Source organism: Acinetobacter sp. CY17, from assembly GCF_059515825.1.
The window spans coordinates 1-24,641 of the sequence record NZ_JCAKMX010000033.1 but is presented as its reverse complement, the minus strand read 5'-3'; the positions used below and the strand labels follow the sequence as shown (position 1 = coordinate 24,641).

Genomic DNA, 24,641 nt, shown 5'->3' with positions numbered 1-24,641 from the left:
AAAAAATGATCTTCTTTTTGATTAATATTTGCACTCCATATTTCTTGACATTCGTGCATAATCTGCGGATGAAATACATCGATTCAAACAAGCTTTCTGATCCTCAGTTCAAGCGATACACGGGCATCTCATGGTCAACCTTCTATTTGATGGTTGTGCAATTGCAGAAGCATGTCCCTGCCAAAGGCAGACCACCCAAGTTAAGCCTGGAGGATCAGGTTCTGCTCTGTTTGAGCTATTGGCGGGAAAATACCGAACCTTATTTCACGTTGCGACGAGTTACGGGGTTTCAGAGCCCACAGCCTCAAGAATTGTCCGTCATGTTGAAGACTGCCTGATTCGGTCCAATCTTTTTAATTTACCTAAAGATTTACCCGAGGGCAAAGGCATAGACTGGAATGTGGTGATCGTGGATGCCACAGAAATTCCAATCCAAAGGCCTAAAAAAACAGAAGAAAAGCTATAGCGGCAAGAAAAAGACCCATACCTTTAAAGTACAGGCCATGATTCACTACAAGACTCAGCAAATTCTGAGTTTATGTACCAGTCGTGGTGCTGTACATGATTTCGAGCTCTTCAAACGCAATTTAAACCAGATTCCTTCAGGAGCCTTTGTTCTTGCAGATAAAGGTTATCAGGGGATTTATACTTTGTATCCCAATAGCCTGTTGCCCTTAAAAGCCAAAAGACGCTGTAAATTGGATCCTGAACTAAAAATCTATAATCAGGAAATCAATAAAAGAAGAATAGCAATTGAGCATGTATTTGGCAGCCTGAAAACCTTCAAGATCCTTGCGGAACGTTATCGCAATAGAGCTAAAAGACTTGGTTTGAGATTCAATCTAATTGCTGGAATTTATAACTTGGAGCTGAGTAAAAAATGATTTATGAAAGAGGTCTATTAAAAGCTTTATATAGTGGTCTTTCAATTAAAATACTGATTTTAATGAAAGGCCACTATTTTTTTGATGATAAAATAGCCTAAGAATTATTTATAATATATTTTTAAAAGCCTATAATTTAATCTTTGATTCAATCTAAATGGACAAAGAGATAATGACACCTGCTTGTAAAATTTTAAAGGCCAAGAAGATTGACTATTCTATTCATGAATATGAGCATGATCCAAATACCAAAAGCTTTGGACTAGAAGCCGCAGAAAAACTAGGTCTGTCCGTCCATGAAGTTTTTAAAACATTGCTAGTAACCGATGATAAATTTTTTTTTGTTGCGGTACTTCCTGTTGAGCATCAGCTTAACCTCAAAAAAATAGCAACAGCTGTAGGTGCTAAAAAATTGCACATGGCAGACCCTAAAGATGCAGAACGTCTGACAGGATATTTAGTTGGGGGGATTAGTCCTGTAGGACAGAAAAAAAGATTAAAAACAGTGGTAGATGCTAGTGCTCAACCATTATCTAAAATGTATGTCAGTGGGGGGAAGCGTGGTTTGGATATTGGTTTGCAACCTCAAGATTTAGTAGAAGTTTTAGCGGCTCAATTTTTTGACATTATTGATGAATGATGTGCTTGAACCCTAGATCACAATCACTGCATTTTTTAAAGATAATCAAGCCAAGCCCTATATGAATAGAGCTGGCGCTGACTTTATTGCGATGAACTTTCTTCTACTGAATGAGCAGATGATGCAGGCATGCTCTGTTGGGTGCTTACTTTGGGTTCACGGTTAGGCATATAATCAGGTTCAATTGACATAGCTAAGTATAAGAAAGTAAAAAAGATGGTTGTTATTCCCGCCACAATCACAACAAATTTCCATCCCAAAGCACTTGATTCAATTTCATCTGAGGAAGGTTTATTTTGCATAGCACGCCTAGAACATAAAAATAAAAAAGGTCATCTTTCATTATAAGAGTGATAGGATTTCTTTTTAATATATTTGACTTAAAAAAAGCCGCTTAAAGCGGCTTTTCTTTAACTATTTTTACGTTGTTGCATGACCTTGTTGAGCATCATACGTGGTAATGTAAACCAAGCTAAGATCAGCACTAAACAGCAGACTGCAAATGCCGTCATATGGTACATTTCAAATAAAATACGTGAACCTTCAAGCACAATGAAGTAACTAAACATCATTAACATCGACATTGCTGAAGCAACTGTTCCCTTAGAAACATCAGAGGACATCATCGCTAAACGGTAAAGTACAGAAAAACAAATACCCTCACCAAAACTCATTACTGTCATACCAATGATCAAGCACCAAAGGAAATAATCAGCTAGGAATAAACCAGCAATGATGATCAATGCACCCACTAACATCATAGGTAGACCAAAATGCACGGTTTGACCCAAAGGATAACGATCAACAATTTTAACTAAAACTACGCTTCCTAGAATCAGAGCGCCAAGTACGGGAATTTGTGCTAAACCATACTGGGTACTGCTAAGACCTAAATATTCCACCAGCATCACAGGGGAAAGTGCAATCCAAAGCATAATAGGCAGGCATGCTAGGGGTAAAGCACTGGTCATAATCAAAAATTGTTTATTAGAAAATACTTTTTTAAAGTCATGCCAGATGGTATTCATCGGCTGCTTGATTAATTTTTCAGGCTGATCTTGTGGCATGGCAACTTTTAAGCCCAGTGCACCAAGGAGTGCTAAAACCGCAATTCCGACAAATCCCCAATGCCAAGAGACATGATCAATTAAAAATGCACCGATAATAGGGCCAAGTAGGGGAGCAAATAAAGTCATATTGCCCATAATCGCCATGACTTTGACTGCACTACGTTCTTCAAAATTTTCTTGAATGGCGGCATAACCCACGGCGCTAATGACAGTCAGTCCCATACCTTGTAAGAAACGAAGACCTAGAAAGCTTTGGATATTCTGTGTCAATAAAATCAACAAACAAGTCACAGTAAAGAAAAGAGCACCACCAACAAGCACTTTTTTACGCCCAATGCGGTCAGATAAAGGACCCATCAGCCAGGCAATACATCCGCCACCTAATAAATAAAATGACATTGAGGAAGGCGCCCAGCTGCTACTGACGTTAAAATCACGTGTTACACCAAGCATTGCGGGTTGTACTAAGTCGTTACCGAGGTAAACTGCAAATTCGAATAAAACTAGAGCTAATGGGAACAGCATAGTGGCCCATATAAGCTTAGAAATAGGAGAGCTAGACATTATTTTCAACATAAATAAAAAATAAAACCAAATGCTCAAAGCAGCATTTGGTTTTATTTAAAGGGAGATTTAATGAAACTTTAGTCAATCGACTAAATTAAAACTTCATAAAAAAATACACCTACGACAAAGCGTAGGTGATAATGTGCCTAGTTTAACATAAAGAGGGAATAAGAGGAAATGCGCGCTCAGTGGAAATATTCTCCTATTTATCACCAAATCCTTTTAGTTTAATCCCAGTTCCTTTCTATATTTAGGCACCAGCATATGTCCAGCCTTGGCCAATCTGGTAATAAATGGAATATTAATCATACCAATAATAGGTAAATACACGACACCCTTTTGACTGCCTAAGGTAACTGCCATCATAGGATTATTGGTTTTAGCTTGGTAATGTTTAATAGCAGCAGAGCTTGCTTGAAGCAGATGACGAATATTATGGGCTGCCACGGGAATTTGGCCATTGATGTGCCAAGCCATCTTATTTTCATCAAGATCGGTAATATCACCTAAGGCAAAAAGATGAGCGTGACCTTTGACTTGCAGGGTCGAATCAACTTGAATTTGCTGCCTTGCATTGAGTACGTGACCAAAATTAGCATGCATAAATTGAGTATTAGGACGACCACCCGTACACCAAATGATTAGGTCATAATCAAGCAGTTCTCCATCAGATAATTCAGCCCGCCCACAGCCATTTAAAACATGTATAGGCAGATGACTGGCATTCATCAGGCGTGTATTGGTTTTAATTTTTACTCCACGGCGAGATAAGTCCTGCTCAGCATAGCGACTCACTTTGGCTGCCGTACCGCTGAGTAAACGTGGCCCAGCTTCTATAATAGTCAGATGTTTATCTGGATACTGCTCATTGATTTCTCCAGCCACTTCAACCCCAACTGGCCCGCCACCAATTAAAACAATACGTTGCGCATGTTTTACCTTATTGGCAAAATCTTGGTAAAAAGCTAAGCGTTGTGCTTTGGTCTGTTGTTGTCCTCGCACAAGAGCGTTACTAAACTGACTGCCTGTGGCAAGTACTGTCACATCAGATTGCAATCGAATGTTCTGACCATCAATTCCTGCTACGATTGCACTTAAATCTGGCTCGAGCTGCACGAGACGTCCCTGAATATGTTTCACTTCTGGTAAGGCTTGTGTAAAAGGAATGATGGCACGTTCTGCAAAATCCGGCTGAATCATACTGCGTGGTGTTGCCATAGGAATTTCAAAATATTGATTGCTGTCTACTAAGGTGACAGCAAATTCTTGGCAGAGCTGTTTAGCTAAGAATGTACCTGCCATGCCCCCACCATAAATCGTAATCGTTTTCAAATGAACTATATCCTATGATTTGATCAAGATGATCATTACTAATTTTACGTACTTTGAGCGCAACTCATGTTTGATAGACATTGAATTAGTAGTCGGTATGCTGTGACAGTCTTACTGCGCAAGTCAAAATAGAAGTTTTAAACAAGGATTGAGAGTGATCAGAGGCGGGCAGATTATCGAGCGCCTGATAGAAAGTACATGCATTGGCTAAAATTTTAGCAATTAGAGCATAGCTTTGATAACGCTGTAGATCTCGATGTGTAATCCTTGGTAAACGTCGCAAATTCATATTGTCATATATATCTGCGTATTTGACATAGCAGGCCAGTGGATGAGAGAGTGTGCGCTTGAGAACGTCAAAACGTGATTCACCCTGTTGCTTACTCAGTGCAATAATGGCATGAAGTTGGAGCGCATTTAGACCAAGATGATGCAGATCCAACAGACCTACCCGAGTATCTTCAAGTGTATCGTGCAAAATAGCCACAACTTTAGCATCTAAGCTCTTAACCTGATTCATGACACGCATGGGATGTCGTATATAGGGTTGCCCCGCTTTATCTCTTTGTCCCTGATGTGCCTGATCAGCAAATAAAATAGCTCGATTTAAGAGAGGCTCATGATGCATAGACATTTTAAATGGGGGCTTTATGGCAGATGATGATTGGTATCGAATATAAAATGCTTGAGGTGATCGAATCAAGTTGCAAGTAGTTGCCCAATTTCTAGGCGACTATATCCTCTTTCTTTTAAGACCAAAATGATCGCTGTTCTATAATCATTACAGCGAGATGTTTGATACTTTGTAATGAGCTGAGCTTCTGAATTCAGTTCTAGGGTACTTTTGTGAGTTAAAACTTGGGTAGAAATTGTGTCAAAGAGATTGAGCTTAAACATATAGGTACGATTCATCCTTATTGTAGCGGCCCGACTACAACAAAAACCTGCCTAAGCTAAGCTAGACACCCTCAGGCGCAAGAATTACAGATTTAGGGGAATTTTGCAAGCTAAGCAAGTCTAAGAACATATAGATTTAGCCGATCTACTACTATACAAACAGCCCAGAATTGGATCTGGGCTAAGTATGACTTTGAGATGCGCTACTTAAGGCAACCTAAATGCTTTTTTGATTGACACGCTTTGAGAGCTCTTCCGCACTTTCTACACGTTCAGAATAACGATCAGTAAGATAAGCGGATTGCCCTCTGGTTAACAGCGTAAATTTATACAGTTCTTCCATGACATCTACGATTCTATTGTAATAGGAAGAAGGCTTCATACGACCATCCTCCTCAAACTCAAGAAATGCTTTAGGCACTGAGGACTGATTTGGTATCGTAATCATACGCATCCAACGCCCTAAAATACGCAACTGATTGACAGCATTAAAGGACTGAGAGCCGCCACATACTTGCATGACCGCTAAGGTTTTACCTTGGGTTGCACGGATTGCACCCGCTGCTAATGGAATCCAATCAATCTGTGCTTTTAAAATTGAACTCATGGCACCATGACGCTCGGGAGAGCACCACACCATGCCTTCAGACCACGCTAAGAGTTCATGGAGTTCTTTCACCTTTGGATGTTGCATATCCCCATCTTCAGGCAGAGGTAAGCCTTTTGGATGGAAGATTTTTACTTCCGCACCAAAATATTCAAGGATTCGCCCCGCTTCTTGAACGGCTAAACGACTATATGAGCGATCGCGATTTGAGCCATATAGCAGTAATATTCTGGGTGGATGTTCAAGCTTTTTTGCCTGAACTTTTTCTAAAGTCGGTTTTTCTAAAAGACCAAGATCAATATTGGGTAAGTTCATTCGAGTCATGCCTCTTTAAACACTTTTTTTCTCAGCCAAAGCGATACGGTCACTAAGGCAATCAATACGGGCACTTCAACCAATGGGCCAATCACGGTGGTGAAAGCGACAGGTGATGCTAATCCAAACGTAGCAATGGCAACGGCAAGTGCTAATTCAAAGTTGTTACCTGCTGCAGTAAATGAAATCGCCGTGGTTTTTGGGTAGTCATTGCCCATCCACTTACTCATAAAGAAGCTAATAAAGAACATTGCAACAAAGTAAATGGTCAAAGGAATTGCGATCCGAAGCACATCTAGAGGAAGGCTAACCACCTCGCCACCTTTCAGACTAAACATTGCGACAATCGTAAATAGCAGCGCAATGAGACTCAGGGGGCTAATTTTTGGGATGAATGTATCTTGATACCACTGCAAACCTTTTTGTTTGACGAGAATCAGTCGAGTTAAAAAACCAAGTAAGAACGGAATCCCGAGATAAATCAGTACCGCTTGGGTGATTGTCCAAAAGCTCACATCAATGATTTGTGCTTCTACCCCAAAAAATGGCGGTAATAAGGTCAAAAACAACCACGCATAGGTACTAAAGAATAAAATCTGGAAGATACTGTTAAACGCGACTAAGGCCGCCACATACTGATTATCACCACATGCTAAGTTATTCCACACCAAAACCATTGCAATACATCGTGCTAGACCAATCAGAATCAGACCAGTCATATATTCAGGATAGGATTGTAAAAAAATAATCGCCAAAGCAAACATTAAGCAAGGTGCGATGAGCCAGTTTTGAACCAAAGATAATGTCAGGGTTCGCTTGTCTTGAAAGACTTTAGGCAGAGTCGCATAGTCTACTTTAGCAAGTGGTGGATACATCATCAGAATAAGACCGATCGCAATCGGGATGTTCACTGAATTTATGCTGAATTGATCAAGTACCACAGAGGTTTGAGGGAAAAATACGCCTATGCCTACGCCTAATGCCATGGCAATAAAAATCCACAGCGTTAAATTTCGGTCTAAAAATGAGAGTTTAGAGGTAGACATGCTATTACTCGCATTGCATAGCGATCGTGATGTTACTGGTAGGGGCATTCATAACTTCATCCTTTAACACATGAAGGATAGACGTTGCCCACTCGGGTAAATCAGGATTTAAACGGTAGTACACCCATTGTCCTTTACGTTCATCTAACAAAATCAGATGGGTACGCAATAAAGCCAAATGGCGCGAAATTTTAGGCTGACTCAGGTGTAATATTTCTGTGATTTCACAGACGCACACGTTTTGTCTTTCTAAAATGATTTTTAAAATATCCAAACGGGTCGGATCTGAGAGGCATTTAAAGAAATCGGATTGATTCATCATCTACACTCATAAATATGCTCTTGCGAATATACGTATATCCATATATAAATGCAATATGATTCAGCTCTGAGTAAATATCATGTCATCAAACGTTAAGATTTATCACAACCCTGCATGTGGAACTTCAAGAAATACATTAGCGCTTATTCGAAATACAGGGACAGAACCTGAAATTATTGAATATCTTGTTAATCCTCCAAGCAAAAGTGAATTGGTTGATTTAATTGAAAAATCGGGGCTTTCTGTACGTGATACGATTCGTAAAAATGTAGAACCTTTTGAAACGCTTCAATTAGATCAGCAACATTGGACAGATGAGCAGCTTATTCAGTTTATGCTTGAATATCCGATTTTAATTAATCGTCCATTTGTGGTAACTGACTTAGGCGTAAGACTGTGCCGACCATCTGAACTTGTATTAGATATTTTGTCTGCACCTCAGCTTGGTGCTTTTACTAAAGAAGATGGTGAACTAATCATTGATCAAGACGGTAAGCGAATCCAGTCAAAATAATGGGTTTTCAAACATCTAATAGCTGGAGGTGCAAGGACGATCTGTGATCAAAGCTCGACTGGATGTCGAGCTTTATGATTTCAACATCGATAAAATGAAGATCGCTAACTCAAGATTGCGCTCTTTACTCAATACAGAGCAGGGGCGTTAGCGGAAACAGTGTTTTAAAATTTCCACTGCACCGATACGGAAGCATTTAAAGGCTCAGCTGGCTGAATCCATAAATCGTTATAGCTTGCTGTGTAATACCTTTCATCAAATAAGTTGTTGAGATTAAATTGATAGTAAAGTTGCTCTGAAGGCGCATAGTAGGCATTTAAATTCACAACTGTATAGCTGGGTAAGTCAAAGCCATTGTCACTTGGATTAGCACTACGATCACCAACGTACATGGCTGTCGCACCTACACCTAATTGATCGGCATTGGCTAGATACCATTGGTAATTTGCACTGATCGAACCACTATGCTGAGGCACGTTACTTAAACGTAGGCCTTTGGCCAGTGTATGATCTTTTTCAACCTGTGCATCGGTATAGCTATAATTGGCGCGTACAGAAAATTGATCGCTAATATCAGTTTGAAGATCAAGCTCAATGCCTTGGCTCGAAACCTCAGCTGCAGTCACCTGATAATTGCTATCTAGCGGGTCTGTCGTGAGTACATTCTCTTTGTCCATTTTAAAAACCGTAACACTGACTAAGCTCTGAGGGTTGAGTTGGAATTTGGTTCCTAGCTCATAACTTTTCCCTTTCTCAGGATCAAACAATTGATTGTTACGATCGGTACCACTATTTAATGCAAAGGAATGTCCATAGTTGACATACCATGACCATGTATCATTGACACGGTAATTAAGACCAAAACGAGGGCTGGTCTGTTGGATGTCACGTTGACTTTTCGTGTTTGCAACTTTATTTTGCAAATCTTGTGTCACATGGTCAAAACGTGCACCAAATAAAATACTCCATTGATCATTTAAAAACATTTGATCTTGAATATTGAACGCAAAATAGTGTTGTTTCTCTTCTAGATTAGAAAAAAGTGGCAGTTCAGGTAAATATTGCCCATATACAGGATGATAAATATCAATGCTATTTGGTGAGCTCTCACTATGGTTACGTCGTAATTGCAATGCACGGTAATTGAGCTGACCGACTTCAGTGCTTAGCAGAAGTTCGTGTTTTGCCCAATCGTGTTGGAGGTTACCCAGTAACTCAGTTTGAAACAGGACATCATCACTTTTCGTATCGCGGTAACGTTTTTGACGTTCTAGAGTACGTCCATCACTTTGAATTTTACGAGGTTCATTCGAAAAACCTTTTAATTGAGTATCTTTGAAACTCAGAGCATTTTGCATTTTCCATGCATCGTTAAACTCATGGGCTAGACGGAATTGATAAAAATGATCCTTTTGAGTGAGTTCGTCATTGGGTTCACCCGTAAAAGTCTCAGGATTCATCACAAATTGCTGTTGATAGCTGCTGACCCCACGGTCAAATATCCCAATTTGTTGAGTAAATTCACTATCAAAATCGAATTGGGTTTGATCTGATATTTTCCATGTCAGTTGAGGTGAGAAGAACCAACGTTCACTGTGAACATGATCACGGAAACTTTGATTATCTTCACGGGCTATGGCAATACGATAAGCCACCTGATCATTAATCGGCGCTGTGTGCTCAAAGCTAGCGCGATATTTTTCAAGACTATTGGCTCTGAGGTAAATGTCTGAAGATTCTACCCATTGTGGTTTTTTTGTATTGATGTTGAGTAAACCACCAGTTTCACCGCGTCCATACAATGCTGCCATCGGACCTTTTAAAAAATCCAAAGACTCAATATTCACGATGTCGCGCTGTGCGCTTAAACCACGATTGACACTGAGTCCATTACGAATGGTTTGTGAGCCAAAATTTGGATCTGTGCTAAAACCACGAAATGAAAAGTTTTCCCAAAAGCCACCAAAGTTGCTTTGATGATAGACACCACTAACTTGACCTAAAGCATCATCAATACGTTGTATATCTTGTTGTTGGATCAGTTCTTGAGATAACAAACTACGGTTAAAAGGCACATCGAGAATGTCATGAGAAAACTTGGTGATTGCAGTACTGCGTTGATTTGACTCAGTCTCATGTTGTGCTTGCAGCTGAATAGTTTGTAATACATTGACTGAATTTTCTGCCCAAACCAATGAAGAACATAAACAAAGCCCAAAGCTAGATGAAAACAAAGAAAATTTGTGAAGCATGATAGAATTTCATAAATGTTATGTAATAACATAACATTTTAAGGATTTTTGAGTTCTTGTCAGCAATTATTTTGCGTTAAGTACTGAATAAATGTCTTTGTAATTGCAGCTATAAGGACATGATGCATGTTTCGATGGGATGTGATTGCTTAAAAATAGCAACTCTATGCCATTTGTCAGTTATCTGACGGGGTGAGTTGTATACTGTTGATTAAATAAAAGAGTTCCGTGTGAGTATAAATAAACAGAAGCGACCTTCTATGGTCACGTCATCTCGTGACTATGTGCTAGATGCCAGTGCGATCATTGCGGGGTATGGCAACAAAACCATTCTCAAGCAGCTAGATTTACATATCCAAGCGGGTGAAATTTATGCGTTGCTGGGTGCGAATGGTGCAGGTAAGACCACAACGCTGAGCTTATTTCTAGGCTTCCTTGCACCCCTTGCTGGTCGAGTTCGTGTCCAAGGGTTTGACCCAATAACACAAGCTGCCCAAGCACGTAGAAATATTGCCTATATTCCTGAGAATGTAGCGCTGTATGAACATTTGAGTGCGCGAGAAAACGTGGCTTACTTATTGGATTTGGCAAATCAAGATGTTAATCCAGCACATATTACGCAAGCATTATCAGCAGCCGGCTTAGCACAAGACGCTTTCGATCGTCGTGTGAGTGGATTCTCTAAAGGCATGCGCCAAAAGGTTGCAATTGCTTTAGCTTTGGCACGTAAAGTACCAGCTTTACTATTAGATGAGCCTACTTCAGGACTCGACCCTCAAGCCACGACGGAATTTAACCGTTTGTTGGGTTTATTACGTAAACAAGGCGTGGCTATTTTAATGGTGACACACGATTTACTGAGTGCCGCCGACATCGCTGATCGTATTGGTTTCTTAAATGAAGGGCATTTAGTGGAGGAGGTTGCTGCCACAGGTATTGATCGCTTTGATGTACGTACACTGCATCGACGTTATGCAGGGCAATCACTATGAGTGTTGTACAACGGATTGCCCGAGAAGAATGGCGCTATCTTTTTCGAAATCGCGTCGCTGTTTTGGGCGCTTTATTACTGATGGTTTTGATGTTGGTCGCCACATTTACTGCATGGGAACATCAAAATCAGACCAATGCTGAGCGTGAGCATTATCAGGCACAAGCTAATCATGAATTTGAAGCTCAACCAGATCGCCATCCGCATCGCATGGTACATTACGGCCATTTCGTATTTCGCCCTCTGAACCCCTTAGCTGCATTTGACCCAGGTATTGATTCTTATACGGGTAATACCTTGTTCTTAGAAGGACATCGACAAAATAGTGCAAACTTTGGTGATGTGCGGCAATCCTCTTTACTGCTACGTTTTGGGCAGTTGAGCCCAGCCTTTGTACTACAAGTCCTAGCACCCTTGCTATTAATTTTTGTTGGGTATTCGGGAGTAGTACGTGAGCGTGAGTCAGGTACCTTACGGGTTCTATTGGCACAAGGTGTAAGCAGTCAACAATTCGTTATGGGTAAGTTACTTGCCCTTAGTGCTTTTGCAGGGCTGATATTTTTACCCGCACTTTTGGCATTAGGATGGATGGCAATCAGTGGGCAGGCTGTTTGGTCATATACTTTGTGGTTGTCAGCCGCTTATATCATCTGGCTGATGCTGTGGAGCCTGGCCATTGTCTTGCTGTCGAGTATATTTACGCGAAGTCGTGATGTATTGGTTGCTCTGATGGCTGTTTGGGCTGTGATGGTGATTCTATTACCACGTTGGATTCCTGATAGGGTAACTACGGCAATTGAGCTTCCAACGCGTATGGAGAATGAAATTCATGCGCAGCGTGAATATCGGGCATTAGGTGATGGACATAATCCGAATGATCCTAAGTTTATCGCGTTTCGGGATCAAGTACTTAAGCAATATGGTGTGACACGTATTGAAGATTTGCCAGTGAATTTTAAAGGCTTAGTGGGTATGGAAAGCGAACGTCAATCTACCGAGCTCTTTAATCGTTATGCAACACTTACGCTTGATTTACAAGCTGAACAAAATCAAATGGTTGAGCGGTTTGGCTGGCTTAGCCCAACCTTGGCATTGCGACGTGTTTCAATGAGCGCATCAGGTACGGATTTAGATCATTTCCGCCGCTTTTTACAGCAAGGAGAGCAGTATCGATACGAATTGATTCAAGGCCTGAATCGATTACAGGTTGAGGAGCTAACTTATGCTGATGACACCAACAAGGATAAAGACAACCGTATTGACCATAAGCACTGGCAGGCCTTTCCAGCATTTGAGTTTAAACCAAGAACAACGGCTGAAACTTGGCAGCACATTATGCCAGCGGGAGGAACTTTGCTGTTATGGCTGGTGATGCTCACGCTCGCCACGTACTTACAAGCCACTAGATTAGGGAGAATGGTACGATGAGTTGGTTAAGCCATGAATGGCGTTTGTTACGACGATCATCACTTTCTATGGTTGCTATAGTTTTGTTATTGGTATTAACAAGCATGGCAGTGTGGTCAGGTTTACAGGAAGTTGAACGACAGCATCAGAAAATCCAACACTTAGCTGTACTTCATGAACAGGATGTAGCTGAAATTGCAGCGCAATATGCTGATAAGGGAGATGTGGGTTATCCAGCTTACTATACATTCCATTATACTTGGGATGAGCCATCGGATACTGCATTCCTAGCACTAGGGTTACGCGATGCTGCGCCCTATGTATTGCGGGTTCGCGCTTTAGGATTGCAAGCACAATTATATGAAGGTGAGGTATTCAATCCTGAATTGGCCTTATCGGGACGCTTTGATTTCGCCTTTGTGGTCATCTATCTTGTGCCATTATTTGTGATTGTGTTGTTACATGACTTAATTTCTTTAGAGCGGCAGTCGGGTCGATTTGGTTTGTTGCTCTCATTGTCCAATGGCACTCGAATTTGGCAACGCCGTGTCGCACTGCGTTATGGGCTACTGTTAAGTTGCTTACTCGTACCGATGCTCGTTGGTGCCGCTGTTGCTGGAGTGACATTTACAACCACGGCCATGGTGGCATTTATTGTCGCTAGTTATCTGGCATTTTGGGTTGGGCTTAGCTTGATTGTGGTTACGTGTGGTTGGCGATCAGCCACCAATGCGACTGCTTTGATGGGCGTGTGGGTGATGTTGACTTTGGTGCTCCCAACTTTGGCTAATGTTGCATTAGTACGCAGCATTCCTGTCAATCAAGGGGTGGATTTAATGTTAGCACAGCGCCAACTTGTACATAGTGCCTGGGAAATTCCACGTCAACAGACAATGCAACGCTTTATTGCAAATTATCCAGCATGGAAAGATACAGCCCCTTTGGGCAAAGGCTTCCAATGGAAATGGTACTTTGCCTTTCATCAGTTAGGGGATGATGATGTGACCGAGCAAGCTCAACAATACCGTGATGGTTTATTAAAGCGTCAGGCATGGACAAATCGTATTGGATGGATATTACCAAGTGTGGGTTCACAAGCAGCTTTACATCAATTCGCGAGAACCGATTTGCCGGCACAGTTGCGCTATCAAGACCAAGTCGCGGATTATCACCAACAGGTGCGCATGTACTACTATCCTTATTTGTTCAATGAGTTGAAATTTAGTTCGGCTGCCTTCGACGCACGACCTATATTTGAACCAAAGCCACATACTGCTGAAGTAATACGTCTTCATACTTGGATCATGCTGATTTTATGTTGGCTTATTGCGGGATGGGGCATACATCGTATCCGTCGTCATTAATTTCAAATTCTAAATAAACAGAGTGAATGTACAACCATAATGGGAGCCTAGACTCCCATTTTGAGTCAAGCATTTTATATGTACATCAAATACAAAATATATTCCAAAGTGAATATTTCTCATCTTTAATTGAATTTATATCGTTTTACTCATGTTTTGATTCACGTTTAAATAGCCTCATACAGAAATTAGCTTTTTATAAAATTTTTAGGTGGCAATCTCCATGAGTACAGCATTTGAGTGTTCAATTAAACGTATCCGTTTTGATGAAAACTATACACCAGCAGACAGCACCCGTTTAACCACAAACTTTGCCAACTTGGCACGTGGTGAAAGCCGTCAAGAAAATTTGCGCCGTACCCTTGCGATGATCAACAACCGTTTTAATAGCTTGGCGACCGTTGATAACCCTAAAGGTGATCGTTATTCACTGGAGATTGATATTATTTCTGCGGAAATTGATATCGAAGGCAATGGCCAAACCTTTCCATTTATTGAAACCCTCAAAAGCACCATCATCGACCATCACACGGGTGAGCGTATTGAAGGCATGATTGGCAATAGCTTCTCATCTTATGTACGTGATTACGATTTCAGCGTGGTGTTGCCTCAACTTGGTTGTGGGGTGGGCGAAAAACCTGAAGATTTTGGTAATCTACATGGCAAGCTTTATCAACATTTAGTCAATTCAGCAGTATTTAAAGCAGAATTCAATAAAGAACCCGTGATTTGCTTAAGCGTTTCAACTTCTAAAACCTACTACCGTACAGCCAATGTACATCCTATTTTAGGTGTGGAATACACCAACGATGAATATTCACGTACCGATGAATATTTTGCCAAAATGGGCTTACGTGTGCGTTATTTCAAACCAGAAGGCGGTAATGCACCACTCGCATTCTATTTCGCTGGTGATTTAGTCCGTGATTACACTGATTTCGAATTGATCAGTGCCATTGCGACGATGGAAAGTTTCCAACGCATCTATCGTCCTGAGATTTACAACACCAACTCTCCTGCAGGTGTTGTATATCAACCAAGTTTGAACTATGCAGATTATTCACTAACGCGTGTGGTGTATGACCGTGTGGAGCGTGGTGAGTTGGCCGTTAAACAAGGTAAATGGACTGAAGAAAACTTTATCAAACCTTATAAACAGATTCTTGATGAATGGGCGGCCAACTTTAATGTTGAAAAAGACCAAGCTGCTTAACCACCCAAATTAGAAATCAATTTTAGAAAGAAGATTAGACATGGCGCTTACACAACCAAAATTACTCCTTCCAACCTCTACAGCAGGTAGTTTACCCAAACCGTCTTGGTTGGCTGAACCTGAAAAATTATGGTCAGCATGGAAACTAGAAGGTGAAGAATTATTAGAAGCAAAACGTGATGCTCTAAAGTTATCATTACATGAACAAGTCACTGCGGGTATCGATATTGTCAGTGATGGTGAACAAACCCGTCAGCATTTCGTGACTACATTTATTGAGCATCTTGAAGGTGTGGATTTCGAAAAGCGTGAAACCATGCGTATTCGTAATCGTTATGATGCAAGTGTACCTTCGGTTGTGGGTGAAGTTTCACGTAAACAAGCCGTGTTTGTTGAAGATGCGAAGTTCTTACGTAGCCAAACCAATCAGCCTATTAAATGGGCACTGCCTGGCCCGATGACTATGATTGATACTTTATTTGATGGTCACTACAAGAGCCGTGAAAAATTGGCTTGGGAATTTGCCAAAATTCTAAACCAAGAAGCGCTCGAGCTAGAAGCGGCAGGTGTTGACATTATCCAGTTTGATGAACCTGCGTTTAACGTCTTCTTTGATGAAGTAAACGATTGGGGTATTCCGACTCTAGAGCGTGCGCTTGAAGGTCTGAAGTGTGAAACAGCCGTGCATATTTGTTATGGCTATGGCATTAAAGCCAATACCGATTGGAAACAGACTTTAGGTAATGAATGGCGTCAATACGAAGAGTCATTCCCGAAACTACAACAATCTAAGCTCGATATTATTTCGCTTGAATGCCAAAACTCACGTGTACCAATGGATTTAATCGAATTGATTCGTGGTAAGAAAGTGATGGTGGGTGCCATTGATGTGGCGACCAGTCAAGTGGAAACGGCTGAAGAAGTGGCAAATACACTACGTAAAGCCTTGCAATTTGTGGATGCAGATAAACTTTATCCATCAACCAACTGTGGGATGACCCCGCTTTCTCGCCAAGTAGCACGTGGCAAGCTGGAAGCATTGAGTGCAGGCGCTGCGATTGTGCGTCAAGAGCTTGGGGCCTAACACTAAAGGCGACTAGAGCATGGCGTGTGATTCATAGATCATGTGCCAATGCTTGAATCGAAGCATAAAGCTGATGATATACATTTGAGATGAAAGAGATGATTGAAGCAACAGACTTTAGAAATGCAATGTCTTTACTTACCACAGCAGTGAACGTCATTACCACTGCGAGTGAAGCAGGCATGCATGGATTTACCGCATCGGCTGTATGTAGCGTGACCGATACCCCGCCAACCTTATTGGTCTGTATGAATCAATCCTCTCGTTCACATGCCCATTTTGTTGAGAATCAGGTCTTGGCTGTAAACGTACTGAGTACTCAGCATGAGCAGATCTCAAATGCATTTGCGTCGAGTAAATTCAGTTCTGAAGAGCGCTTTCAATTAGGCGAGTGGGGCAGTTTAGAGACAGGCTCACCGATTTTACAAGATGCTCTGGTCAGTTTTGACTGTGAAATTCAGGACATTCAGCACGTCGGTACACACAGTATTTTCATGTGTCGTGTGCTTCAAGTTCAACAAAGCGATCAAGAAGAAAGTCTGGTGTATTTTAACCGTGCTTATCATCAAGTGGGTCAGTTGGAACACGCTTAACTCAATTTCTTTATCTTTTAAAAGTTAGTTTATTGTGGAACTTATAACCTTTTTAGTCATCGGCGCTTTTGCAGGTTTTGCAGCAGGGCTGTTTGGTGTGGGTGGTGGAACGATTATTGTGCCACTACTTTTTATTGTCTTTACCCAAATGGGGTATGATCCTAACGTTGTCATGCATCTCGCATTAGGGACATCTTTAGCCACCATCGTTGTCACTTCGATAAGCTCATTAATGGCACATCATAAAAATGGGGCTGTGCTCTGGCCTGTTTTTAAAAATCTAGCGCCACCCATGGCGGTTGGTTGCTTTTTTGGAGCAGGTATTGCGGGTTTGATATCCGGATTACATCTGCAAATCCTTGTCGGCTTATTCTTAATTTGGGTCGCATATACCATGTTTACAGGTGCTAAAAAAGCAATTGATCCAACGAAGATTTTACCTTCATCAGGTCAACAAGTTGCTGCTGGTAGTGTGATTGGTGTCGCATCAGCCCTCTTTGGTATTGGAGGCGGAAGTCTGACGGTTCCATACTTAAATCGTTATGGTGTGGTGATGCAAAAAGCAGTTGGAACATCTGCAGCATGTGGACTCCCGATTGCTATTGCAGGTGCATTAGGTTTTATGCTTTTTGGTATGAATACTGAAATCAATATACCGAATACGATTGGTTATGTTCATGTTTATGCCTTCATTGGCATCAGTATTATGAGTTTTATCACGGCAAAATTTGGTGCTAAAACTGCACATGCTTTATCACCAGCCGTATTGAAAAAATGTTTTGCTGTGTTGTTGCTCATTATAGGTTTGTTTTTTTTAATCAAAGGTTTAGCTTAGTATAGTCAATTAAAAGTGCTGCTTAGGGGTAAGCAGCATAAGCTGAGCTTTTTTATCTTATTTATGATTGGTTTACATGTCATATTCTCTTTATAATTTAATACATGATGAGAAATGAAGACCCTCCGGGATGAGTACAACATTAAAATCTGGTGCAACTAATTTAGCTACAATCATCTACACGCAGATTAAAGAAGACATTTTTAGTTTTAAGTTTAAGCCTGGACAACGTTTTACTGAAACAGATATTGCTGAAAAATATGAAGTTAGTCGTACACCTATTCGACAGGCATTATATCGTCTTGAACAAGAAGGCTATGTAAACGTACATTTTCGTAGCGGTTGGGAAATTAAACCTTTAGATTTTACCTTCTATGCTGAACTATTTGACTTGCGCATGATTATAGAAAAAGAAGCAGTAAAACGCTTATGTGAGCATCATCAAGAGTCTGAAGAGTTAGAGTATTTAAAGCAGTTGTGGTTAGTTGAAGCAAAAGACTACAATCAAAATGCTAAAGAATTAATCCAACAAAGTGAAGACTTTCATTGCGCTTTAGTCAGAGCTGCGGGTAACCAACAGATGGCAAAAATCCATCATGAAATCAGTGAAAAAATCCGCATTGTATTAAGTTTAGGGGCAATGCGTGAATTTGACATTGAACATGCTTACCAAGATCATGCTGCAATTTTAAGATGCATTCTCGCGTGCGATTCACAAGGGGCGATTCACTTAGCTGAACATCATGTTCTACATAGTATTGAAGATGTTAAAAAAATTACCTTACTTTTGGTATCCAATATGTAAGAAAATTTTCTAAATAAATGATGTTAAATGCCAATTTTAGTAATTGGCATTTTTTTTGCTTAATGCAGGCCATCTTGTATACAAGATTGTATACATGGATCATTGAGGTGGTTTTAAATTGTATTTGCACATATTTAGTGCATGAATTGTGTGATAAGTGCACCAATTTAACTCATAAGTATTATGTTGCATCAGTATTGTGCGGTTTTGGGGTGAGGGATGAAGTGGTATTTAGTTGTGGTAGGCAGTTTAATTGGCTTAAGTCCAAGTAGCTGGGCACAAGTGGAAACGCATGTCTTAAATACGATGTATGTCGCGGCCAGTTCGGCCGAAGAGTTATTACAACACTCACAAGCCCTGAGTAAATTCCAACATGAGTTATTGGATATTCCATTTAATAAAACCCATCTCTCTGAAGCCATCTTAGCGCAACAAGATATTCAGCGCATTGATCAAGCCTTACATCAAGTCAGTGGGGTATTTCATCAAAACAACTACGGTGGTGGCTTGTGGGATAATTATTCATTTCGTGGTTTTCAGGCCAATCCCAATATGGGAGCTGATAATCTGCGCAATGGATTAAGTGTTAATCGCGGTCTAAGTGCGCCTAGAGATCTAGTCAATATTGAAGCACTGGATTTTTTAAAAGGACCAAGTGCTGCTTTATATGGTCGTGGTGAAGTAGGGGGACTGTTAAATATCACCACCAAAAAGCCAACTTGGCAATCTGAAACCGAAATTTATTTACATGCTTCAAGCTTAGATGACTATCGGATGAGTGTAGAGCATAGTGCACCGGTCAATGATGAAGTTGCTTACCGTCTGGCTATTGCATGGGAAGATCAGCAGTCATTTCGAGATCATGTTAGCAGTCAACGCTTGTTTTTTGCCCCACAATTATCCTGGCATTTATCCCCAGATACCCAATTAGCATTGGATGGTGAATTCACGCAGCACTTAGGGACATTTGATCGTGGGATCACGGCGGTAGATCAACAGTTGCTGATGAATCCTAAGACATTTACCGGTGAGCCAATCAAAGCGGATTTATCAAGACAGTGGAAGCATGGATGAAACTATACCTGATTCTTCTCCTGAGTTGCCTAATATTGGCTTGTTCAAAGCACGAGCAAAAAACCGCACCTGAGGCAGCAGCAGTCATGTCACGTTGCGTTATAGATGGTTCAGATACACAGGTATGTATGCCACACTCGGCTCAGCGTATTGTGGCTTTATTTGAATCTGGCCTAGATGGACTATATATGTTAGGTCAAGGCGCTCAAGTTGTTGGTATTCCTGCTGAAGTTTATTTGCAACCTTTATTATTTGAAGCCTATTCTAAACTCGATCACAGAATTGCCAATCGACAACTGGCAACACCTTCTCAGGGTTCCAATGCCACGAACATAGAGAGTTTAATGCTGCTTAAGCCAGATCTAGTCATTGTGGGGAGTGGTCAGACACAAACCATTGAGTTGCTCAGACAGTTTGGTATTGCGGTTTATGTGATGCAGTCTGGAACTTATGTGCAGGTCAAGAAGGAACTGGCAGATCTTGCTGTGCTGACAGGTGCTGAGGCACGGGCGCAAGATATCTTAACCTTTGCAGATGGTATGATGGCTGAGGTGGCACAGAAAACACGCCATCAACAAAATCGACAATCTATTTACTATGCATGGTCGGGTGGACGTATTTATTCCACCTCAGGTCGTCAATCAATTACCAATGATTTTATTGAGTTGGCGGGCGGCTACAATGTTGTGACCACTGATACGAATCAACCGAATGTCAATCCGGAAACCTTGCTGGAATGGAATCCTGACAATATTGTGCTTTGGAATACAGATCCTGAGCTGATCTATCAGCGTAAAGAATTACAAGGCTTAAAAGCTGTGCAACAGCATAAGGTTTTTAATCTGACGCCGGCATTTATTTATAACCCACATACCCTCAAGATTATTGTGACGGCGATTTATCTCAATAAACACATTTATCCTGAATCCTCGGACTTGGCAGTTGAAGCGCTGCAATTGAATATTTTAGAACAACTCTATGGTCGAGCACTGGCAAAGAGGTTGATGTCATGACCTTATCTTCTTTTAAATACACATGGTTCTATCCAATCCCAGTGCTCTTGATTTTTATATCCTTATTGTTAGGGCCGAGCCAAAGCTTAACTGCAATGGATTATGCCTTATGGTGTATACAATGGAGTATAGGCATCATCTATTTTGATGAGCAGCAATTTATGTTGATGCAAAATATTGTATTCAATATCCGCTTGCCTAGAATTTTGCTGACCTTTATGGTGGGCGCTGCATTGGCCACAGCGGGCAATGGTCTACAAGCGCTATTTCGCAATCCTTTGGTCGATTCTTATGTACTGGGAATTTCATCTGGTGCAGCCTTTGGGGCGGCTTTAGCCCTGTCTTTAACTTGGTTGTCGCCTAATTTGTCAGCCTTTATCTTTGGTGTTGCGGCGGTGGCTTTAACTTATTTATTTGCGCAGCAAAAGCATGAAAGCCAAACGTCATTGGTGATGGTGGTTTTGTCTGGCATGATTGTTTCAGGTCTATTTTTGGCTGGTCTCACGATTATTCAATACTTAAGCGACCCTTTTAAACTACAAGCGATTGTGCAATGGACCATGGGTAATTTACATCAGGCCTCTTGGGAAAAAGTACAATACGCCGTGCTGCCGATCATGGTGGGCTTAGTGGGTTTATTCATGTTGCGCTGGCGTTTAAACCTCATGGCCTTGGGGGCTGAGGAAGCGCAAGCCGTTGGGGTTAATCCTAAATGGGAGCAAGTCTTATTAATTGTGTTAGTGACTTTATGTACCTCTACCTCAGTGGCTGCTGCAGGGATTATTAGCCTATATGGTTTGTTTATGCCGCATATTGTACGCATGTTGGTGGGGCCAGATCATCGCTACAGCATTCCTGCCAATATGATGTTGGGAGGCAGCTTTTTATTGCTAATCGATAATTTTTCTCGTGTACTCCTCACTTTTGAGATTCCAATTGGTATTTTTACTATGCTGCTCGGCGCACCATTTTTCTTGTTACTCATAAAAACACAACGGACACAGTGGGCATGATTCGAATTGAACAGTTAAATTATGCGTATGGACATAAGCAAGTTTTAAAACAGATTAATTTAGAATTTCCGGCCGAGCAATTCTCCGTGATTTTGGGTCGCAATGGTTGTGGTAAATCTACCCTATTTAAACTTATGACCGGCCTAGAGCAGGTACAAGATGGACGGGTACTGTATGCAGAACGTCGCTTATCAGAGATTAAAGGTCAAGAGCGCGCAGCATTACTGGGTTTTTTGCCACAGTTTCATAAAACTGTTTTTCCATTTTTAGTCAAAGATGTAGTGATTACTGGGCGAGCTGCATTTAGTCGATTTCATCCATCCAAGCAAGATTGGGCGATGGTAGACCAAGCTTTGATAGATTTAGATATAGAACATTTAAAGGAGCGGCCCTACACCGAACTTTCAGGCGGGGAACGTCAATTGGTGATGATTGCACGTATTTTGGTGCAAGCACCCAAAGTCATTTTATTAGATGAGCCCACTAACCATTTAGATGTGTATTACCAATCCTATTTAATGAAAAAATTGCGCCAACTGTCACGACAAAAATTTACCGTGATTGCGATTATGCATGACCCCAATTTGGCTTTTTTATTCGCTGATCAACTGTTTTTTATGCATGAGCATGAAGTGATTCAACCTGATTCAAAAGCACGCCTAACTGATCCTCAATTTTTAAAAAGTGTCTACGATGTCGAGTTTCATGAAGCCATGATCAAAGACAAAACCATTGTTATACCTGACCATTCTTGGCTATGAAAATGAATCCAATCCAACTCAGTTATCAATTATTACAAACTCAAGATGTTAGCTCGGCAATACAGTTTGCCTTGACAACCCGTCAGTTACTCTTTCCTGAACTTTATCAAACGCAGATTCCTACAGATATTCAATATTTTAAGCAATATTATATCGAGAGTTGTTTAGGGTGCTTTATGGTGGTTAAAGATAAGGACAAGATCATTGCGAGCATTGCTTATCGTGGCTATGACCAGCGCTTTCAGTTGGATGTGCCTAAAAACAGTGTTGAAGTGGTGAAACTTTTTGTATTAGCTGAATATCGTAGGCAGGGCATTGCTACAAGACTGTGCCAGCTGCTGTTTGAGCAGGCACGTCAAAAAGGAATAGATACACTGTATTTACATACCCATCCATTTTTGCCGGCTGCTGAAAAATTTTGGACCTTACAAGGATTTACAGTAGTCAAACGTGAATGGCTAAAAACTTACGACACGATTCATATGCTCAAAGCAATCAATCCTTAATTGAAGGATTTATCCGATGGAGCGTAAAATTTCTGGGTTTAGCCCGAGGATATAAGCGACTGGCGTAAGCCATTCATGCGGTGCTTGCTGTTGATGGATATGCTCAATTATCCCAATAGGCGCACCTCCGCACGATGCAGCGAAGTAACTAGGCGACCACAAAGCATTACCCCATAGCTTGTTTCTGATTTCAGGAAATTGTTTTCTTAAATGACGACTCGATACACCTTTTAAACTATTCACTAGATTTGAAACAGCAACTTTAGGTGGATAATTAATCAATAGGTGTACATGATCATGTTCACCATTAAATTCCACCAATTGAGCTTCAAAGTCTAAGCAGACACGTTCAAACACTTCATACATTGTTTCGAGAATGTCTTTGGTAAAAACATCTCTACGATATTTAGCCACAAAGACTCAATGAGCGTGCATATTAAAAACACAGTGACGACCTGTTCTAATCTCTTGCCTATTACTCATAGCCTAAATATATTTTAATAGTGAAAACCCTTAAATTACGCATAAAAGACAAACATTGCAAGGTGCTAGACCAACTCGCATCAGAGGTCAACTTTGTTTGGAATTATGTGAATGATTTAGGGTTTAAGCATCTTAAGGGTAAAGGTGAATTTCTATCGGTATACGATATTGCAAAATACACCAAAGGTACATCTAAGGAATGCAACCTACATAGTCAAACCGTACAAGCGATTACAGAAGAACTGATCACTCGAAGAAAGCAATTTAAAAAAGCAAAGCTGAAATGGCGTGTAAGCAACAAGACGTCAGCACGAAGATCGCTTGGATGGATACCATTTAAAAAATCAGGACTAAAATATGCTGATGGGTATGTTGAATATGGAAAAACTAAATTTGGCTTATGGGATAGCTACGGACTAAGCAAATATACTGTTAGAACAGGTTCGTTTGTTGAGGACAGTCGTGGGCGTTGGTATGTATGTCTTGTGGTTGACTTTTCGAAGCAAGAAAAACCAATGGCAACCAAAGCTATAGGCATTGATCTAGGCTTAAAAGATATTGCCACCTGTTCTGATGGCACTGTAATTTCAAATCCTAAGTTCTATCGCCAGTACCAACAGAAATTAGGTATTGCTCAACGAGCAAGAAATAAAAAACGTGTACGTGCCTTACACGCCAAGATTGCAAACTGTCGTAAAGACCATTTGCATCAGGCAAGCAGCATGCTTGTTAAAAATAATGCAGTCATTATTGTAGGTGATTTAAGTGCCAAGAAACTTGTAAAAACTAAACTAGCAAAATCTGTTTTAAATACAGGATTTTCAGCACTAAAAACAATGCTCAAGTATAAATGCGAGAACGCAGGGGTATTGTTTGAGGAAGTCAATGAAGCCTATACCTCCCAAACTTGTTCGTGCTGTGGTGAGATCACCGCAAGTAGTCCGAAAGGTAGGACAGGTCTTGGAATAAGAGAGTGGGAGTGCGCGAGCTGTGGTACGGCTCACGACAGAGATAAAAACTCAGCTCTAAACATTCTTGCGCTTGGGCATAAGC

At 40.9% G+C, this 24,641-nt stretch carries 27 protein-coding genes and 1 pseudogene; 18 read left to right on the top strand and 10 right to left on the bottom strand.

The genetic code is table 11. From position 1 onward, the window contains the following. Positions 1 to 130: 130 nt before the first annotated feature. The 3 genes from AC5YCI_RS15295 (at position 131) to ybaK (ending at position 1,524) form a co-directional block, all read left to right on the top strand. Entirely contained in the window at positions 131 to 466 is a 336-nt protein-coding gene (locus AC5YCI_RS15295) for a transposase family protein (protein ID WP_496175437.1), read from the top strand. Then, positions 414 to 884, top strand: coding sequence for a transposase family protein (locus AC5YCI_RS15290; protein ID WP_496129748.1), 471 nt, complete (start codon positions 414 to 416; stop codon positions 882 to 884). The genes AC5YCI_RS15295 and AC5YCI_RS15290 overlap by 53 nt, the downstream gene beginning before the upstream one ends. A 172-nt stretch (positions 885 to 1,056) precedes the next feature. Continuing rightward, complete coding sequence (ybaK, locus tag AC5YCI_RS15285; RefSeq protein ID WP_496175850.1) at positions 1,057 to 1,524, top strand: Cys-tRNA(Pro) deacylase; 468 nt, start codon at positions 1,057 to 1,059, stop codon at positions 1,522 to 1,524. 83 nt (positions 1,525 to 1,607) lie between these two features. Here the strand turns inward: ybaK and AC5YCI_RS15280 are convergent, their stop codons facing one another. The 8 genes from AC5YCI_RS15280 to AC5YCI_RS15245 all read right to left on the bottom strand — a co-directional run bounded on the left by AC5YCI_RS15280 (position 1,608) and on the right by AC5YCI_RS15245 (position 7,680). Then, entirely contained in the window at positions 1,608 to 1,826 is a 219-nt protein-coding gene (locus AC5YCI_RS15280) for a hypothetical protein (protein WP_496130652.1), read from the bottom strand. Between the two features lie 108 nt (positions 1,827 to 1,934). Continuing rightward, positions 1,935 to 3,158, bottom strand: coding sequence for an MFS transporter (locus AC5YCI_RS15275; protein ID WP_496175849.1), 1,224 nt, complete (start codon positions 3,156 to 3,158; stop codon positions 1,935 to 1,937). Between the two features lie 225 nt (positions 3,159 to 3,383). Continuing rightward, positions 3,384 to 4,493 carry an NAD(P)/FAD-dependent oxidoreductase gene (locus tag AC5YCI_RS15270; protein WP_496175848.1) on the bottom strand — a complete coding sequence of 370 codons (1,110 nt, stop codon included), beginning with the start codon at positions 4,491 to 4,493 and terminating at the stop codon, positions 3,384 to 3,386. Between the two features lie 85 nt (positions 4,494 to 4,578). After that, positions 4,579 to 5,121, bottom strand: coding sequence for a guanosine-3',5'-bis(diphosphate) 3'-pyrophosphohydrolase (locus AC5YCI_RS15265; RefSeq protein WP_496175847.1), 543 nt, complete (start codon positions 5,119 to 5,121; stop codon positions 4,579 to 4,581). A 71-nt stretch (positions 5,122 to 5,192) separates the two neighbouring features. Next, positions 5,193 to 5,390, bottom strand: a complete 198-nt coding sequence (locus tag AC5YCI_RS15260; RefSeq protein WP_496130674.1) for a hypothetical protein — start codon at positions 5,388 to 5,390, stop codon at positions 5,193 to 5,195. Positions 5,391 to 5,607: 217 nt separating this feature from the next. Beyond that, a complete protein-coding gene (gene arsH, locus AC5YCI_RS15255; protein ID WP_496130676.1) occupies positions 5,608 to 6,312 on the bottom strand; it encodes an arsenical resistance protein ArsH in 705 nt (234 codons plus the stop codon). Between the two features lie 5 nt (positions 6,313 to 6,317). Further along, a complete protein-coding gene (gene arsB / locus AC5YCI_RS15250) occupies positions 6,318 to 7,358 on the bottom strand; it encodes an ACR3 family arsenite efflux transporter (protein ID WP_496175846.1) in 1,041 nt (346 codons plus the stop codon). Between the two features lie 4 nt (positions 7,359 to 7,362). Then, positions 7,363 to 7,680 carry an ArsR/SmtB family transcription factor gene (locus AC5YCI_RS15245; RefSeq protein ID WP_496175845.1) on the bottom strand — a complete coding sequence of 106 codons (318 nt, stop codon included), beginning with the start codon at positions 7,678 to 7,680 and terminating at the stop codon, positions 7,363 to 7,365. A gap of 79 nt (positions 7,681 to 7,759) precedes the next feature. On the opposite strand from AC5YCI_RS15245, the gene arsC reads away from it, so the two are divergent. Continuing rightward, the gene (arsC, locus tag AC5YCI_RS15240) at positions 7,760 to 8,194 is read left to right on the top strand and encodes an arsenate reductase (glutaredoxin) (RefSeq protein WP_496130658.1); all 435 of its coding nucleotides are present in this window, start codon (positions 7,760 to 7,762) and stop codon (positions 8,192 to 8,194) included. 164 nt (positions 8,195 to 8,358) lie between these two features. Here arsC and AC5YCI_RS15235 read toward each other — a convergent pair whose 3' ends face one another. Then, positions 8,359 to 10,446 (bottom strand): TonB-dependent siderophore receptor, encoded by a 2,088-nt coding sequence (locus AC5YCI_RS15235; protein WP_496175844.1) that lies wholly within the window; start codon positions 10,444 to 10,446, stop codon positions 8,359 to 8,361. Between the two features lie 260 nt (positions 10,447 to 10,706). Between AC5YCI_RS15235 and AC5YCI_RS15230 the strand changes: the two genes are divergently transcribed. The 13 genes and pseudogenes from AC5YCI_RS15230 to AC5YCI_RS15170 all read left to right on the top strand — a co-directional run bounded on the left by AC5YCI_RS15230 (position 10,707) and on the right by AC5YCI_RS15170 (position 23,105). After that, positions 10,707 to 11,438 (top strand): ABC transporter ATP-binding protein, encoded by a 732-nt coding sequence (locus AC5YCI_RS15230; RefSeq protein WP_496130660.1) that lies wholly within the window; start codon positions 10,707 to 10,709, stop codon positions 11,436 to 11,438. After that, positions 11,435 to 12,865, top strand: a complete 1,431-nt coding sequence (locus AC5YCI_RS15225; RefSeq protein ID WP_496130661.1) for an ABC transporter permease — start codon at positions 11,435 to 11,437, stop codon at positions 12,863 to 12,865. Before AC5YCI_RS15230 ends, AC5YCI_RS15225 begins: the two co-directional genes overlap by 4 nt. Then, positions 12,862 to 14,208 carry a DUF3526 domain-containing protein gene (locus AC5YCI_RS15220; protein ID WP_496130662.1) on the top strand — a complete coding sequence of 449 codons (1,347 nt, stop codon included), beginning with the start codon at positions 12,862 to 12,864 and terminating at the stop codon, positions 14,206 to 14,208. Before AC5YCI_RS15225 ends, AC5YCI_RS15220 begins: the two co-directional genes overlap by 4 nt. Before the next feature lie 223 nt (positions 14,209 to 14,431). Then, on the top strand, positions 14,432 to 15,421 hold the full coding sequence (locus AC5YCI_RS15215; protein ID WP_496130663.1) for a putative oxygenase MesX: 990 nt from the start codon (positions 14,432 to 14,434) through the stop codon (positions 15,419 to 15,421). 40 nt (positions 15,422 to 15,461) lie between these two features. Next, entirely contained in the window at positions 15,462 to 16,505 is a 1,044-nt protein-coding gene (locus AC5YCI_RS15210; RefSeq protein WP_496130664.1) for a methionine synthase, read from the top strand. Between the two features lie 98 nt (positions 16,506 to 16,603). Beyond that, positions 16,604 to 17,098 (top strand): flavin reductase, encoded by a 495-nt coding sequence (locus AC5YCI_RS15205; RefSeq protein WP_496130665.1) that lies wholly within the window; start codon positions 16,604 to 16,606, stop codon positions 17,096 to 17,098. 34 nt (positions 17,099 to 17,132) lie between these two features. Then, a complete protein-coding gene (locus AC5YCI_RS15200) occupies positions 17,133 to 17,933 on the top strand; it encodes a sulfite exporter TauE/SafE family protein (protein ID WP_496130666.1) in 801 nt (266 codons plus the stop codon). Positions 17,934 to 18,063: 130 nt separating this feature from the next. Continuing rightward, the gene (locus AC5YCI_RS15195; RefSeq protein ID WP_496130667.1) at positions 18,064 to 18,738 is read left to right on the top strand and encodes a GntR family transcriptional regulator; all 675 of its coding nucleotides are present in this window, start codon (positions 18,064 to 18,066) and stop codon (positions 18,736 to 18,738) included. Between the two features lie 219 nt (positions 18,739 to 18,957). Beyond that, positions 18,958 to 19,788 (top strand): annotated as a pseudogene (locus AC5YCI_RS15190) (TonB-dependent receptor plug domain-containing protein); the annotation flags it as partial. A gap of 20 nt (positions 19,789 to 19,808) precedes the next feature. Next, positions 19,809 to 20,825 (top strand): ABC transporter substrate-binding protein, encoded by a 1,017-nt coding sequence (locus tag AC5YCI_RS15185; protein ID WP_496130669.1) that lies wholly within the window; start codon positions 19,809 to 19,811, stop codon positions 20,823 to 20,825. After that, on the top strand, positions 20,822 to 21,838 hold the full coding sequence (locus AC5YCI_RS15180; protein WP_496130670.1) for a FecCD family ABC transporter permease: 1,017 nt from the start codon (positions 20,822 to 20,824) through the stop codon (positions 21,836 to 21,838). The genes AC5YCI_RS15185 and AC5YCI_RS15180 overlap by 4 nt, the downstream gene beginning before the upstream one ends. Next, complete coding sequence (locus AC5YCI_RS15175) at positions 21,835 to 22,599, top strand: ABC transporter ATP-binding protein (protein WP_496130671.1); 765 nt, start codon at positions 21,835 to 21,837, stop codon at positions 22,597 to 22,599. The genes AC5YCI_RS15180 and AC5YCI_RS15175 overlap by 4 nt, the downstream gene beginning before the upstream one ends. 11 nt (positions 22,600 to 22,610) lie before the next feature. Then, positions 22,611 to 23,105 (top strand): GNAT family N-acetyltransferase, encoded by a 495-nt coding sequence (locus AC5YCI_RS15170; protein WP_496130677.1) that lies wholly within the window; start codon positions 22,611 to 22,613, stop codon positions 23,103 to 23,105. 9 nt (positions 23,106 to 23,114) lie between these two features. Here the strand turns inward: AC5YCI_RS15170 and tnpA are convergent, their stop codons facing one another. Next, positions 23,115 to 23,519 (bottom strand): IS200/IS605 family transposase, encoded by a 405-nt coding sequence (gene tnpA / locus AC5YCI_RS15165; RefSeq protein ID WP_496175843.1) that lies wholly within the window; start codon positions 23,517 to 23,519, stop codon positions 23,115 to 23,117. Between the two features lie 89 nt (positions 23,520 to 23,608). Between tnpA and AC5YCI_RS15160 the strand changes: the two genes are divergently transcribed. Further along, on the top strand, positions 23,609 to 24,641 hold a 1,033-nt coding region (locus AC5YCI_RS15160), incomplete at its 3' end, for an RNA-guided endonuclease InsQ/TnpB family protein (RefSeq protein WP_496175658.1).

Excerpts from the sequence above, each read along its gene's own strand:
- AC5YCI_RS15295 (WP_496175437.1), top strand. The coding sequence starts at position 131 with ATGGTCAACCTTCTATTTGATGGTTGTGCAATTGCAGAAGCATGTCCC.
- AC5YCI_RS15290 (WP_496129748.1), top strand. The coding sequence starts at position 414 with ATGCCACAGAAATTCCAATCCAAAGGCCTAAAAAAACAGAAGAAAAGC.
- ybaK (WP_496175850.1), top strand. The coding sequence starts at position 1,057 with ATGACACCTGCTTGTAAAATTTTAAAGGCCAAGAAGATTGACTATTCT.
- AC5YCI_RS15280 (WP_496130652.1), bottom strand. The coding sequence starts at position 1,826 with ATGCAAAATAAACCTTCCTCAGATGAAATTGAATCAAGTGCTTTGGGA.
- AC5YCI_RS15275 (WP_496175849.1), bottom strand. The coding sequence starts at position 3,158 with ATGTCTAGCTCTCCTATTTCTAAGCTTATATGGGCCACTATGCTGTTC.
- AC5YCI_RS15265 (WP_496175847.1), bottom strand. The coding sequence starts at position 5,121 with ATGCATCATGAGCCTCTCTTAAATCGAGCTATTTTATTTGCTGATCAG.
- AC5YCI_RS15260 (WP_496130674.1), bottom strand. The coding sequence starts at position 5,390 with ATGTTTAAGCTCAATCTCTTTGACACAATTTCTACCCAAGTTTTAACT.
- arsH (WP_496130676.1), bottom strand. The coding sequence starts at position 6,312 with ATGAACTTACCCAATATTGATCTTGGTCTTTTAGAAAAACCGACTTTA.
- arsB (WP_496175846.1), bottom strand. The coding sequence starts at position 7,358 with ATGTCTACCTCTAAACTCTCATTTTTAGACCGAAATTTAACGCTGTGG.
- AC5YCI_RS15245 (WP_496175845.1), bottom strand. The coding sequence starts at position 7,680 with ATGATGAATCAATCCGATTTCTTTAAATGCCTCTCAGATCCGACCCGT.
- arsC (WP_496130658.1), top strand. The coding sequence starts at position 7,760 with ATGTCATCAAACGTTAAGATTTATCACAACCCTGCATGTGGAACTTCA.
- AC5YCI_RS15235 (WP_496175844.1), bottom strand. The coding sequence starts at position 10,446 with ATGCTTCACAAATTTTCTTTGTTTTCATCTAGCTTTGGGCTTTGTTTA.
- AC5YCI_RS15230 (WP_496130660.1), top strand. The coding sequence starts at position 10,707 with ATGGTCACGTCATCTCGTGACTATGTGCTAGATGCCAGTGCGATCATT.
- AC5YCI_RS15225 (WP_496130661.1), top strand. The coding sequence starts at position 11,435 with ATGAGTGTTGTACAACGGATTGCCCGAGAAGAATGGCGCTATCTTTTT.
- AC5YCI_RS15220 (WP_496130662.1), top strand. The coding sequence starts at position 12,862 with ATGAGTTGGTTAAGCCATGAATGGCGTTTGTTACGACGATCATCACTT.
- AC5YCI_RS15215 (WP_496130663.1), top strand. The coding sequence starts at position 14,432 with ATGAGTACAGCATTTGAGTGTTCAATTAAACGTATCCGTTTTGATGAA.
- AC5YCI_RS15210 (WP_496130664.1), top strand. The coding sequence starts at position 15,462 with ATGGCGCTTACACAACCAAAATTACTCCTTCCAACCTCTACAGCAGGT.
- AC5YCI_RS15205 (WP_496130665.1), top strand. The coding sequence starts at position 16,604 with ATGATTGAAGCAACAGACTTTAGAAATGCAATGTCTTTACTTACCACA.
- AC5YCI_RS15195 (WP_496130667.1), top strand. The coding sequence starts at position 18,064 with ATGAGTACAACATTAAAATCTGGTGCAACTAATTTAGCTACAATCATC.
- AC5YCI_RS15185 (WP_496130669.1), top strand. The coding sequence starts at position 19,809 with ATGAAACTATACCTGATTCTTCTCCTGAGTTGCCTAATATTGGCTTGT.
- AC5YCI_RS15180 (WP_496130670.1), top strand. The coding sequence starts at position 20,822 with ATGACCTTATCTTCTTTTAAATACACATGGTTCTATCCAATCCCAGTG.
- AC5YCI_RS15175 (WP_496130671.1), top strand. The coding sequence starts at position 21,835 with ATGATTCGAATTGAACAGTTAAATTATGCGTATGGACATAAGCAAGTT.